At 43.0% G+C, this 13,685-nt stretch carries 11 protein-coding genes and 1 pseudogene; 4 read left to right on the forward strand and 8 right to left on the reverse strand.

The genetic code is table 11. From position 1 onward, the window contains the following. Window positions 1-84 precede the first annotated feature (84 nt). Both JCM16456_RS12115 and JCM16456_RS12120 read left to right on the forward strand, forming a co-directional pair. Window positions 85-1,755 carry an ATP-binding protein gene (locus JCM16456_RS12115; protein ID WP_082712299.1) on the forward strand — a complete coding sequence of 557 codons (1,671 nt, stop codon included), beginning with the start codon at window positions 85-87 and terminating at the stop codon, window positions 1,753-1,755. Continuing rightward, on the forward strand, window positions 1,739-2,422 hold the full coding sequence (locus tag JCM16456_RS12120) for a response regulator (RefSeq protein WP_068714689.1): 684 nt from the start codon (window positions 1,739-1,741) through the stop codon (window positions 2,420-2,422). Before JCM16456_RS12115 ends, JCM16456_RS12120 begins: the two co-directional genes overlap by 17 nt. Window positions 2,423-2,444: 22 nt before the next feature. Here the strand turns inward: JCM16456_RS12120 and JCM16456_RS12125 are convergent, their stop codons facing one another. From JCM16456_RS12125 to JCM16456_RS12135, 4 genes and pseudogenes are all read right to left on the reverse strand, one after another. Further along, window positions 2,445-2,723 carry a hypothetical protein gene (locus tag JCM16456_RS12125; protein WP_068714691.1) on the reverse strand — a complete coding sequence of 93 codons (279 nt, stop codon included), beginning with the start codon at window positions 2,721-2,723 and terminating at the stop codon, window positions 2,445-2,447. A gap of 176 nt (window positions 2,724-2,899) precedes the next feature. Then, window positions 2,900-3,538, reverse strand: a complete 639-nt coding sequence (locus JCM16456_RS24480) for a methyl-accepting chemotaxis protein (protein WP_404819190.1) — start codon at window positions 3,536-3,538, stop codon at window positions 2,900-2,902. A 201-nt stretch (window positions 3,539-3,739) separates the two neighbouring features. Next, window positions 3,740-4,906: pseudogene (locus JCM16456_RS24485) on the reverse strand (FIST signal transduction protein); the annotation flags it as partial. Between the two features lie 292 nt (window positions 4,907-5,198). Continuing rightward, a complete protein-coding gene (locus tag JCM16456_RS12135) occupies window positions 5,199-6,128 on the reverse strand; it encodes a LysR substrate-binding domain-containing protein (protein ID WP_068714695.1) in 930 nt (309 codons plus the stop codon). Window positions 6,129-6,236: 108 nt separating this feature from the next. Here JCM16456_RS12135 and JCM16456_RS12140 point away from each other — a divergent pair, with 108 nt between their 5' ends. Continuing rightward, entirely contained in the window at window positions 6,237-7,499 is a 1,263-nt protein-coding gene (locus JCM16456_RS12140) for a D-amino acid dehydrogenase (RefSeq protein ID WP_068714697.1), read from the forward strand. Window positions 7,500-7,908: 409 nt separating this feature from the next. Next, a complete protein-coding gene (locus JCM16456_RS12145; protein ID WP_068714699.1) occupies window positions 7,909-9,456 on the forward strand; it encodes an alanine/glycine:cation symporter family protein in 1,548 nt (515 codons plus the stop codon). A gap of 77 nt (window positions 9,457-9,533) precedes the next feature. Here the strand turns inward: JCM16456_RS12145 and JCM16456_RS12150 are convergent, their stop codons facing one another. The 4 genes from JCM16456_RS12150 to guaA all read right to left on the reverse strand — a co-directional run bounded on the left by JCM16456_RS12150 (window position 9,534) and on the right by guaA (window position 13,675). Beyond that, window positions 9,534-10,484, reverse strand: a complete 951-nt coding sequence (locus tag JCM16456_RS12150) for a bile acid:sodium symporter family protein (RefSeq protein ID WP_068714701.1) — start codon at window positions 10,482-10,484, stop codon at window positions 9,534-9,536. Between the two features lie 312 nt (window positions 10,485-10,796). Continuing rightward, complete coding sequence (locus tag JCM16456_RS12155) at window positions 10,797-11,384, reverse strand: acetate uptake transporter (RefSeq protein WP_068714703.1); 588 nt, start codon at window positions 11,382-11,384, stop codon at window positions 10,797-10,799. A 271-nt stretch (window positions 11,385-11,655) separates the two neighbouring features. Next, window positions 11,656-11,898: a hypothetical protein gene (locus JCM16456_RS12160; protein ID WP_068714705.1), complete on the reverse strand. Its 243-nt coding sequence runs from the start codon at window positions 11,896-11,898 to the stop codon at window positions 11,656-11,658. 199 nt (window positions 11,899-12,097) lie between these two features. Continuing rightward, complete coding sequence (gene guaA / locus JCM16456_RS12165) at window positions 12,098-13,675, reverse strand: glutamine-hydrolyzing GMP synthase (protein ID WP_068714707.1); 1,578 nt, start codon at window positions 13,673-13,675, stop codon at window positions 12,098-12,100. Window positions 13,676-13,685: the final 10 nt, after the last annotated feature.

Below are 13,685 nucleotides of genomic sequence, written 5' to 3' on the forward strand. Positions count from 1 at the left end.
CCTTTTTTGAGCATTTTATAAATTTGATTGGGGTTTTAGACCCCAATCAATTTTTCTATTTTGTGACAAACGTATACTCTCGCTATGGCACACAAACTTTCGTTTTTATTGCATAAATTTATCTGTGGTCACCTTTCCTTCCAAAAAAGGGTTTTCTTGCTTTTACTTGTTGTAGTTGTGCTACAGCTATTTCTTGTTGCTGGATTTTTCCATCAATCATTGAGTAGCAGTTTAGAGCATCAAGTGACCAGTAAGGCGATGATTCAGGCGAAAGAAATTGCCGGTGATACGAACTTTGTCTCGTTGATGGAGCAGCGAAATGTTTCTGAAATCCAACGTTACATTGAAAGGCTACAACGTATTACCGATGCTGATTTTATTGTTATTGGCGATAAAAAGGGCATTCGATTAGCGCACCCAGAAAGCGACAAAATTGGCAAACCCATGGTCGGCGGTGACAACATCAAAGCTCTAAAATACGGCACCAGCTACACCACGGTAAATAAAGGTAGCTTAGGAGTCTCCATTCGTGGAAAGGCCGGTATCAAATCTCATGATGGCAAAATTATCGGCGTAGTATCCGTTGGGTATTTGCTCGATAGCGTAAGTTATTGGCTGATGTTCTACTCCTACCCTGTTATCTTTGCTCTTATTGTACTGATGATTTTTTCCGCCTTAGGTGCATGGCTATTCACTCGCCATATCAAGCAACAAATGTTTGATATGGAACCAGAAGAAATCGCAATGAACTTGCATTTGCAACACTCGATATTGCAAAGTGTGTACGAAGGAACGATAGCGGTTGGACGTAAAGGCGATATTTTATCGGTAAATACTAAGGCTCTGGATACTCTAGGGATACCACACAAGCCGGAATATTTGATTGGCCGACCAATTCAAGAATATGTCACGCCATCGGCGTTTTTCTTAGGTGCAAATGCTTTTGGTGACTTTAGCTCCAATGTCCCAGACGTGATGCAAGACGAGCTCATCACCTGTAATGGTGAAACCCTCGTTGCTAACCGCGTTAACATTGAAGATGGAGACGAACATATTGGTTGGGTCGTCAGCTTTAGACGCCGCAATGACTACAACACACTCACTTCGCAAATCTCGCAAATTCGTCAACATAACGACAACCTGCGAGTTATGAGTCATGAGTTTGCTAATCGACTTTCTGTGATTGGCGGTTTGGTTCAAATCGGCGCCTATGACCAAGCGATTAGTACCATTCGTAAAGAAACAGAACAGCAACAACAGTTAGTGGACTTTATATCTCAGACCTTCCACTCCAAAGTGATTGCTGGACTCTTGCTGGGGAAATATACCCGAGCAAAAGAACTAGGTTTAACACTGGAATTCGACCCGATATGTCATCTAGAAGACGATCCGGTCAGCATTACTCCAGATGAATTAGCGGCAATTTTAGGTAACTTGCTCGATAACGCATTTGAAGCAACATTAAAAAATCCGCAAAGCAATAAGAAAGTCTCTCTACTACTTACCTATTCTGGAGAAGAATTGGTAATGGAAGTGGCTGACAATGGTACTGGCATACCCAATGAAATATCAGACACCTTATTTGCAAAAGGGGTCACAAGTAAAAATCAGCCAGGCCATGGCATTGGTCTCTACCTAGTACACCAATATGTCACCCAAGCAGAGGGGACAATTTTGGTGGACGACGCAGAGCCACAAGGCACTATTTTTCAATATTTATACCCAATAAGAGCTGAACATGATGGAACCCATTGATGTACTGATTGTTGAAGACGAATCGAGCATCGCAGAAGTACACAGTTTTTACTTACAGCGCCTACCTCGATTTCGCCCTGTCGGAGTCGCAACAACTGTCTCCGAAGCGCGCAATATGATCAGAATACTCAAACCTCAATTGATTCTTCTAGATAATTTTTTACCTGATGGTAAGGGAATTGACATTTTAAAAGAGCTAGCGACGCAAAGTCATGCCCCTGATGTTGTGTTTATTACCGCGGCCTCAGACATGGAAACCGTACGAGAGGCGGTAAGATGTGGTGTGTTTGATTATCTGCTAAAACCGATCGCATATGACCGGATGCAAGATTCACTTGAGCGCTACTTACGCTACATTAGCTCACTGCGTGCGAGTGATAACGTTAACCAGCGCCATGTTGATGAACTGTTTAACTTCCAAGCCAAGACACAACACATCGAAGCACTACCGAAAGGCATTGATGAACTGACGCTCGATAAGCTCAAAGAGATTTATATGCACCATGACCAAGCTTATACCGCAGAATCTTTAGGAAAAGCGATTGGTATTAGTAAAACCACTGCTCGGCGTTATCTGGAATATTGCGTAACAAGTGGATTTCTTGAAGCACAAATTCAACATGGCCGTGTCGGCAGACCAGAGCGTATATACCAAAGAAAGCGATAAGCTCCGGTCCAAACCACTTACCCTACAAGGTTAGATTACTGGGGATCACTTCAGTTTGGTCCCCAATTTCTAGCTGTCCTTGTAGGTTTTTGCAATGTGCTTCACACAGAGGAATCACAAAAACCTTGCCTTGCTGTTCACCACAGTTACATGTCACTAATACGCCATCTGAAGAATGGTTTAAACAATGAGCCTCAGAGCAATATTCATCGTGTTTTTTACTGTAGTGTTGCCAATATTCAAGCCACAATTCTCGTACTTCATGACTTCTTAAATCTTCGGATACTTTTTTCACTATCATGTTCAGTCACTCTAGTATTGAAAAACGTATCAATATTTAAGCCCATTTTTGGATCAATAAGTTTGCTGTGATTCAAATTTCGCTATGGTCTCTACCGATTTTTTGGTTTTAATGTTGTTAATTCTTTAAATAAGTTATTAACAATACACTCACAATCAGGTCTCGTCCATTATCTATTAGCCGTTGTGGCTGTTAGCAATGCTTGACAACTTATCGATCAACTTGGTCTCTTCCTCTATAAGATCAATCTTCTCGTGTGTCTCATGCGCTCGCATGATATCGTCTTCCGCCATTTGCGCAGCTTGATCTGAATTTTGCGACAACACAGCTAACTCTGAACTGAATTTCTCAGAATCCGATTCAATCTGGCTCAACACCGAGTTAATACTATCGATACCTTTGGCAATTTCACCAATTGATTCGGTTACCTCTTCAATGGTTTCCCCAGTCTCTTGCACACTGGTTTGCGTGCGTTTCGACAAAGCCCGAACCTCATCCGCTACCACAGCGAAACCACGCCCAGCTTCACCAGCTCGCGCAGCTTCGATGGCGGCGTTTAACGCCAATAAGTTGGTCTGTTCAGCAATACCGCTGATCGATTGAATGATATTCACAATGCGATCGGCACTGTCTTTCAATTTATCCATCCCTTGCATCAAATTTTGCCGTTGAGATTGCTGCTGCGCAATCTGAGTCATAAAGGCCTCAAATTGACCGCCTAGGCTCCGCTGTTGTTCTGCCGCACTCGAAGCTTGTGAAGCACTGCCTTCGAGCTGTTGCGTTGCTTGTTGCAACATAGGATGAATTTGACTCATGTGTTGAATGACATTCGACTGCAGCGTATTAATTTTCTTGGTACTCACCAAGCTTGAATGCAAGTAATAACGAGCAAACGATGCTAAGTAGAATGGGAAGTTGTCGGCATACTCATCGCGAAAAGAATCCCCTTCCCCGACTTTAAAGAAACCAATCGACGTAACAGTTTGGTTCTGGTGCAAACCAAGAAATTCGCCAAAAGTTGAAAAGCCCGATAAACAGACGCCATTAAATGAATCCACTTTATTTAAACTGTCTGAGTTATTGAGACGACGTAAAATACAGTCGTTGGCAATCATAGCAACCGGTTTAGACGATTTCCCGTCCATAAAGCGCTTGTAGTCATTTGCTGTAGATTGGGCAAAATCTTTCGCTTTAACTAAGAATAAACGTTCACCGAATGCGAAATCGCCGAAGAAACTGATACTACCATCAGGGTTAATGGCGGCAACTGAACGAATATACAACTCGTCGTTTATCGAAATACCAAATGAGTATTTATTAAGTTGATCGCCAACTTGCTCAGGACTACATTTGAAATGTCTTGATAGCCAATCAACGGGCGTCATCAAGTTCATCTCGTCGTCCAGTACCGTATTCAGGGTACGAGTGAATGGGTTAAAATCCACGACGTCAAAGCCTCGGTTGGTATTTTCAAAGTTGTGACTTTTGAAAATACCATATCGATATCCCCGCGCTATTTTAGCAAAACAGACAATCGCTCTATTAGCTTGAACCTGACCATCTAACGCAATCTGCGCCGCTTGAAAGTCCAGTTTTCCCCCAGCGCTCCCACCAATAAAATAGCAAGGGAATTTACGAGTACGATATAAAGCTTGCGTAAAGAAATCTTCGCTGCCAGTTAAGCCATCAAAGTAGGTAAACGCGATCGTGTCGTGACTATCCACCGAAAATGGTGCCCGCATCTGGCTAATTTCATTAGAAATTTTCTGAATTCGATGTTCAGACTGAGTGTATATATTCACCCCTTGCGGCGCTTCTTCATTAAACATCCGTAACGAATGAATTGACATTTTAGGGAGGAGTGCTTTCGCGAATGCATGCAAAATAATACTATCCCAGCGTTCAGGGGTATCGTGATAGAGTTTGGAGCCGCCACCAAGCTCACCGGCAGTCATGATACCAATAATGTGTTCAGCAAAAGGCATCGCTTGCTTGAGTTTGTTGTTTACTGACGCAAAATCGCAATGGGGAGAAATGAAGGCGATCACAAGTGCGGTACCACCAGCCAGTTTAAAATCAGCCAAGTTTGCTTCACTAATTTCACTGCTGGTTATCGTTCTCGAACGAGATACTTCAGCAGCCTCCGCTTTCTTTTGTGCTGATGTATTTTTCTTAAAAAACATGTCCCACTCCCTTCCTACTCAAATTCACATGGTTTAGCAAAGAAGGCTTACCATGCGGCACAATCGAATAACCGTTATGATGGATTTAACCGGGCTAAATCCTCTGTTATATGCGCTATCAGCAATCTATCTCATAGCATGTGGCTAGATACTCTTATTGAGCATAATAGATATTGAAAAAGTCGAAGGGTTTACCGAGTTTTTTTTCTCTTTCAAATCGTTTTTTGCGTCAACCTGTTATCAAGATCTCATTGAATCTTTCAATTGGGTTGCACTTCCAGTTAAATCTCAACTATCTCTCTAAATAGTCATGCACTTGACTTTGTAACTGTTTGATTTGACTTCGTAACCATTGAGCAAAAATCTCAGTATGTTCATTCGCATTAAGCATAATTAAATAGTAGCCAGCTCGAGCACTAATCGCCGGAAAAGGAGCGACTAATCGACCTAATTCAAGCTCTTGGTTCAATAAAGCGGTACGTGCTAAAGCAATACCAACGCCAGCCTCAGCTGCCGACATCGCCATATCAGTACGATTAAAAAAGTGTTCTTTGTGTGAAGCTAGTGGCACATTCATCTCGGTTGCCCAAAATAACCATTCATGGTCGCGAGGTGCTTTGGCCCAAGGCATAGCATCATGCAATAACACCACACTTTGCCACTGTTCCTCATTCATCTCTTTTTGCTCAATCCAAGAATGATGACTGAGATAACTAGGACTCATAACCGGTAACAAGGCTTCTTCAAGTAGTAATTCTGCACTCGCTCTTGGATAAGGAATTGGCCCATAATCTATAGCGAGATCGAAATCGCCTCGCTCACTGTCTACCAACGCTCCTTCAGCAAAGGTTTGTACCTGAATATCTGGATGTTGCCGATAAAAATCTTCCAAACGAGGCACTAACCATTTATAGGCAAATGAGGGAGTTAACTTCAATCGAACCTCTTTTCTCAACGCTCGTTGACTCAAGCTTTGCAACGTAGCATCTATTTCTTGAAAGCTACGCTGCAGTACCGCTAACAGAATTTCACCTTGCTCTGTCAAGGTCACACCTCGGGAATGGCGTTCAAAAAGGCTAAAGCCAAGTTGCTGTTCTAATTGGATCAACTGCTGACTTATTGCACCTGTGGTTAAATGCATGGCTTTCGCTGCACTACTGAGGCTTGGGTATTGAGCAACTTGGGAAAAGGTATAAAGAGCGGCGATTGAAGTCTGTTTCACTGGGCATCCTGCTTATAGAAAAACTAAACACTGATATTAATTTATATCGATTGTTAACAATAGGTAAAGAGAAGAAACTACTGGCAAATAAATAAAGGAGTTGTCTTCATGGAAGTTATCGTTTTGGGTAGTGGTGTGGTCGGCTTGACCTCCGCATGGTATTTATCACAAGCAGGTCATGATGTTACCGTCGTTGATCGTCAACCTCGCAGTGCAGAGGAAACCTCTTTTGCTAATGCTGGACAAATATCTTACGGTTATTCATCACCTTGGGCAGCACCAGGGATTCCTCATAAAGCGATAAAATGGCTATTTGAAAAACATGCCCCACTGAAGATCAAACCATCACTGGATCCTGAGCTGTTAAGCTGGATGACTAAAATGCTGGTGAACTGCAAACTTTCGCATTACAGCATCAATAAGGCTCGCATGCTTGCAATTGCTAACCACAGCCGCGACTGTTTGCTCGATTTAAACAAGCACCACAATGTACAGTATGAAGGTCGAGAGAAAGGTACCCTACAGGTGTTCCGTGATGAAAAGCAGCTAGTAGCCATCGAAAAAGACATGCGTTTACTGGCGGAAAGTGGTGTGCGTTTTGAGCTGAAAGATGTGGCGGGATGCATAGCTCAAGAGCCGGGGCTTGCTCCAGTGCAAGACAAACTTGTTGGTGGTTTATATCTACCTGATGATGCAACGGGTGACTGCTATTTGTTTTGCCAACAGATGACTGAATTAGCTAAAGCACACGGCGTACATTTCCAATTCAACACGAATATAAAACGATTAGTCACTGAAAACCGCCAAATCGTAGGGGTTGAAACGGATCAAGGCATCCTAAAAGCAGATCGCTACGTGGTGGCGATGGGCAGCTATTCTACCGCACTCCTCAAACCGATCGGTATCGATATCCCGGTTTATCCGGTGAAAGGTTACTCGCTGACCGTGCCTATTTTGGACGAAAGCTTGTCACCACAATCTACCGTAATGGATGAAACCTATAAAGTGGCGCTGACTCGTTTTGATAAGCGCATTCGCGTAGCTGGAACAGCAGAACTGGCTGGATTTGACCCTGCATTACCTCAAGCACGTAAAGACACTATTGAGATGGTAGTGCGCGATCTTTTCCCTCATGGTGGCGACTTTGCCAAAGCTGAATTTTGGACAGGTTTTAGGCCAATGACACCCGATGGAACACCGATCATTGGTGCCACTCCATACGCTAACCTCTTCACCAACACTGGTCACGGCACATTAGGTTGGACCATGGCTTGTGGTTCAGGACACATTCTTGCGGATATTATCACGCATGGTGAATCGCCAATTCATACTCAAGGATTGAGCGTCTCTCGTTATCACCACGCGGCCTAACTCCATTTACCCCAAATGCCTTCGTCGCCATGTTATGACCAAATAATGTGGCGACTTTTTATACAGAAAACTACTCTAGTTCGCATAATTAGCATTCCACATCGCCACAAACTCAATTTAAAATAGATATATTATCTAAATAAAGCCCACATTTAAGCACATATACCTGCTCATTTTCGATACACCCCAATAAAAACTCCCGTACTACGCTTAATATTCCATATATTGTTATAAATTAAATACAAAGCACAATATATAGATAAAAACATTAACATCCACGTCACATATACCTTATGATGTGGCACGCAAAACACAATAATCAGATAAATAGAACCTAAACAAATTCATTTTTGTTGCCGTAATGAAAGTGATTTTTGCGCAAGGTTCTCACATAACAGGGATATTACGTATGCAGTCATTTGTGGACTTTTTAAATGGCATTATCTGGAGTCCGGTATTGATCTATCTTTGCCTCGGTGCTGGACTGTTCTATTCAATTTTGACGCGCTTTGTACAAGTGCGACACTTCTTCGAAATGTGGCGTTTACTATTTTCTGGTAAGAGCTCCACTCGCGGGATTTCATCTTTTCAAGCGTTAGCGGTTTCGCTATCAGGCCGTGTTGGTACCGGCAACATCGCCGGCGTTGCTGCGGCAATCGGTTTTGGTGGCCCAGGCGCTGTATTTTGGATGTGGGTTGTTGCCTTCTTTGGCGCAGCAACCGCCTATGCAGAATCCACGCTAGCTCAGATCTACAAAGAAGAAGATAACGGTGAATTTCGCGGTGGTCCTGCGTACTACATCGAAAAGGCAATGGGACAAAAATGGTATGCGTGGATTTTTGCTATCGCCACCATCTTTGCTTGTGGTGTTTTACTGCCTGGCGTTCAATCTAATAGTATTGGTAACGCGGTTGAATCTGCGTTTGGTACGGGTGGTATGATTGAAACCGCCGTAGGCACGTTTAGCTTTGCTAAAATCCTCACCGGCACCATCATTTCAATTCTATTGGGTTTCATCATTTTTGGTGGCGTAAAACGTATAGCAAGCTTTACTCAAGTTGTCGTACCTTTTATGGCACTGGCGTACATCATCACTGCCTTTGTGATTATCCTATTAAATGTGAACCAAGTACCTCATGTATTTGCTTTGATTGTGGGTGATGCTTTCTCGCCTATGGCTGGCTTTGGTGCTGCAATTGGCTGGGGTGTAAAACGTGGTGTCTACTCAAACGAAGCAGGACAAGGGACTGGCCCCCATGCAGCCGCAGCGGCAAGTGTCGATCATCCCGCACAACAAGGCCTTGTTCAGTCGTTCTCGATTTATATCGATACACTGCTTGTCTGTTCAGCAACCGCCTTTATGATATTGATTACAGGCGCTTACAACGTATCAGGACCTGATGGCACTTTCTTAGTGCAAAATCTCGCTGAAAGTGTCAGTGCCAATGGCCCAGTATTTACTCAATTGGCCATTGAAAGCGCACTACCTGGCGTCGGCAAGACTTTCGTTGCCTTTGCTCTGTTCTTCTTTGCCTTTACCACAATTCTTGCGTACTACTATATCGCTGAAACCAATATTGCTTACATTCGTCGCAGCCTAAAAACCGAAGGGTTAGCTTTCTTACTTAAGATTGTCATCATGGCTGCCGTGTTCTATGGAACCATCAAAGCAGCTAACCTTGCATGGGCTATGGGTGATATTGGTGTGGGTTTAATGGCATGGCTCAATATCGTGGGCATCTTGATCATTTACTTTATGGCAAAACCTACCATGCGAGTGCTGCGAGATTATGAAGAACAACAAGCGCAAGGCGTAACCGAATATCTATTTAACCCAGTAAAACTTGGCATTAAGAATGCGACTTACTGGGAAGAACGTTACGAGCGAAAAACAGGTCAATCCTGTGCTGCTGCGGCAGCAACAGATTCAGCAACAAACCCATCCGCTAAAGCTTAGATAGAGCCAAACGTTATCAAGCGTTTAACGTAAAAAGGTTAGCCAATTGGCTAACCTTTTATTTTTTTTATTGGAAACTAGTTCGCTTGCACTTGTTGAGCATCAAGATGTGATTCAGCTTCTAATGGACGTTTTGCCCAATAACCTGCAAGTAACGAACCGGAAAGATTATGCCATACCGAGAAAAGTGTACCAGCGACAGCAGCAGCCGGAGTAAAGAACTTCATCGCTAACGCTGTGGCTAACCCTGAGTTTTGCAGACCAACCTCAAATGCCACTGTGCGGCAGGTCTTCTCTTCAAATCCAACTAAACGACACACCCAATAACCGAGCGTTAAACCGATCGAGTTATGCAGCACTACCGCTAAAGCGACAATAGGACCAATTTGAGTCAACTGATGCGCATTTAACGCCACAACAATGGCAATGATCGCAACTATCGCCGCCATTGAAATTAAGGGCAATACTGGCTCAAGTTTCTCAGTAAATGAATGAAGAAAAGCGTTAAGCAATACACCAAGCGCCACTGGAACCAGCACGATTTTTACTAGACTGATGAGCATACTCATTACTGGCACATCGACGTTTTTACCCGCTAATGCTTCCACTAGTAGTGGTGTGATTACCACACCTATTAGCGTAGATATGGCCGTCATGGTAATAGAAAGCGCAACGTCACCTTTGGCCAAATAACACATCACATTGGATGACGTTCCCCCCGCGACACTGCCAACGAGCACCATTCCGACCGTCAAAATCGGATCAAATTGAAGAACATAACTCACTAAAAGAGCGGCTAAAGGCATAATCGAAAATTGTAAAACCAGCCCTACTCCAATAGCTTTTTTGTTTTTAACGACATTTAAAAAATCTTGGGGTTTTAGCGTAAGCCCCATAGCCAACATGATAATAGTGAGCAATGGCACAATGTTAGATTTGAAGTCTGTAAATAACGAGGGTTGAAAGAAAGCCAATAAAGAAAAGAGCACTGCCCACAGAGGGAACAGATTGGTGATGGTACGTAGCATGATACATTCCTGTAGATCGCACAGAGCAGGAAAGCCTCATTATTCCTTTGAGGTCATTATGTATTAGTGCTTCCTGCACGTGCTAGTGTGTTGTGTTTAAAGTTAAAAGGACAAATCAACGGTTGATTTGGTGCATAATCTGCACAGAACATCTCTATCGAGACAATTAACCTAACCTTTTTGAAACAATATTCACATCCCTTTTTCATGTTTTTTTTTGCAGAGAAGTCGCTCACTCTCTTTAGTGACCCACAGAAATGAAAAACGCCAGCAATATTGCTAGCGTTTTAATAGGTTTAATCTAACTATAGATTAGTGTGCAGCAGCTTCTGTTAGAGCAACTTTTTTCGCGCCTACAGGCAAGACTTCACGACCAAATTCATTATTTAGTACGATTGCCATTGCAAAGTAGATTGCGCTTAGACCACAGAAGATACCTTCATAGCCTGCAATGTGACCTAGAGTTTCGCTACCAGTAAAGTTATGCGCTGCAAGTAGAGCGAATAGAATGGTCAGTGAACCAAACACAACGCGTTTTGCTACTGGGTAACAGAAAGTACCGATAAACATGAAACCAGTAAATAGCCCCCACAAAGCCAAGTACCATCCCATGAAAGAGGCTGGACTAGCAGCTAGCCCCATGCGTGGCATTACGATTAAACCAACTAAGGTCAACCAAAATAGGCCGTAAGAAGTAAATGCTGTAGTACCAAAAGTGTCACCACGTTTGTAACACATGATTCCCACGATTACCTGACCCAGACCACCATAGAAAATACCCATAGCAAGAATCATTGAATCTAGTGCAAAAAATCCCGCGTTATGGATGTTCAATAATACAGTGGTCATCCCAAAGCCCATTAGGCCTAATGGTGCTGGGTTGGCTAATTTTGTCGACATTCAAACTACCCTAAATAATAGAATTAGAAATAAGTAAAGCGCGGATTTTAAAGAAGCTTTGTATAAAAGATAGATAGCAAAAATGAAATGTTAGATTTATTTATTGATCACATCAATAAATACTCAATCTTATGGGTTGTCTCTGGTAAAAATATTGGCATTTTCATTGAAAACACCCGATTTATATCAAAAAAAACCAGAGTCTTTACCCCCGTAAGGTCAGAGATTACCTAGGAAATGATCGCTCCTACTCCATGCTTTGAAAATATTCTCAATAGAGCAGTTTATCGGTCGCATAAACAACGAGAATGACAACAAGCAGCAAAAGAAACAGAATTAACGCTACCTTTTTGATAGAGCTTGATTGATCCACCACCTCACCTGCTTCTTCTTTCACTCTTTTATCTTCATCAAAGTGCCATTTAATCGCCAAGAAGGCGCCAATACCTAATATGATCAGCTTAAAAGCGCCTGCAAGATATGGGAACCAATCACCCCAACTGCCATCGTTCATTCTCTCTCTCCATCAAATACAATTTCGGCTGTACAGTATACCCAAATGACCTAAAAATGCAGAATTCTGAGCTTCAATAAGCGAATACTGACTCCCTGACACAACATCTTGAGGCTCATTGGGTATAAAAAATGCCAGTCACATTTCTGACTGGCATTTTGTTTATTTTATACAAACAGTTAGTAATTTACTGTTTGTTTTATTCCCACTCGATAGTTGCTGGTGGTTTACCAGAAATATCGTAAACAACACGTGAGATGCCATCAACTTCGTTAATGATGCGGTTAGAAACCTTACCTAGGAAGTCATATGGTAGGTGTGCCCAATGCGCCGTCATAAAGTCGATAGTTTCTACCGCACGTAGCGATACAACCCAATCGTATTTACGACCATCACCCATTACGCCAACAGAGCGTACTGGTAGGAACACAGTAAATGCTTGTGATACTTTGTTGTAAAGATCCGCTGCGTGAAGCTCTTCAATGAAGATAGCGTCAGCACGACGTAGCAAGTCACAGTACTCTTTCTTCACTTCACCAAGAACACGCACACCTAGACCAGGACCAGGGAATGGGTGACGGTAAAGCATGTTGTATGGAAGACCTAGCTCAAGACCGATCTTACGCACTTCATCTTTAAACAGCTCACGTAGAGGTTCAACCAAGCCCATTTCCATATCGTCTGGCAGACCGCCAACGTTATGGTGAGATTTGATAACGTGTGCTTTACCTGTTTTAGATGCTGCTGATTCGATAACGTCAGGGTAGATAGTACCTTGAGCCAGCCATTTCGCATTCTTAAGTTTGCGTGACTCTTCATCAAATACTTCAACGAAAACGCGACCGATGGTTTTACGTTTTGCTTCAGGTTCATCGATGCCAGCAAGTGCATCAAGGAAGCGATCTTCTGCATCGACTTTGATGATGTTCAGACCGAACTTATCACCAAACATGTCCATCACTTGTTGCGCTTCGTTCAAACGAAGAAGACCGTTATCAACGAATACACAAGTCAGTTTATCGCCGATTGCTTGGTGAACAAGCATCGCAACAACAGATGAATCAACACCACCAGAAAGGCCTAGAATAACTTCATCATCGCCTACTTGCTCTTTAATGCGAGCAACAGCATCTTCAATGATAGAAGCTGAAGTCCATAGACGTTCACAACCACATACGCCCATCACAAAGTTTTCCAGCATTTTCATGCCTTGTTTTGAGTGAGTTACTTCTGGGTGGAACTGTACGCCGTAGTATTTCTTCTCTTCGTTTGCCATAGCAGCGTATGGGCAAGTATCAGTAGTACCGATGGTTACGAAGTCTGAAGGGATCTCAACCACTTTATCACCGTGGCTCATCCAAACATCAAGAAGAGGGCTGCCATCTTCGGCTAGTGCATCTTGTAGACCAGCAAACAGTGCAGACTCAGCAGTTACTTTTACTTGAGCGTAACCAAATTCGCGTTCGCTAGAACCGGCTACTTTACCGCCCAACTGCTCAGCCATTGTTTGCATTCCGTAGCAAACACCCAATACAGGCACACCTGAATCAAATACATATTGAGGTGCACGTGGTGAGTTTTCTTCCGTAACACTTTCCGGACCACCAGAAAGAATAATGCCGTCAGGATTAAATTCGCGGATGTCCGCTTCTTCTACATCCCAGCTCCAAAGTTCACAGTAAACACCAATTTCACGCACACGACGTGCAACAAGTTGTGTGTATTGTGAGCCGAAGTCTAGGATCAGAATACGTTGGTCATGAATGTTCTTAGTCATATTGAGCAGT

The organism is Vibrio tritonius (assembly GCF_001547935.1).
Taxonomy (GTDB): Bacteria; Pseudomonadota; Gammaproteobacteria; order Enterobacterales; family Vibrionaceae; genus Vibrio; species Vibrio tritonius.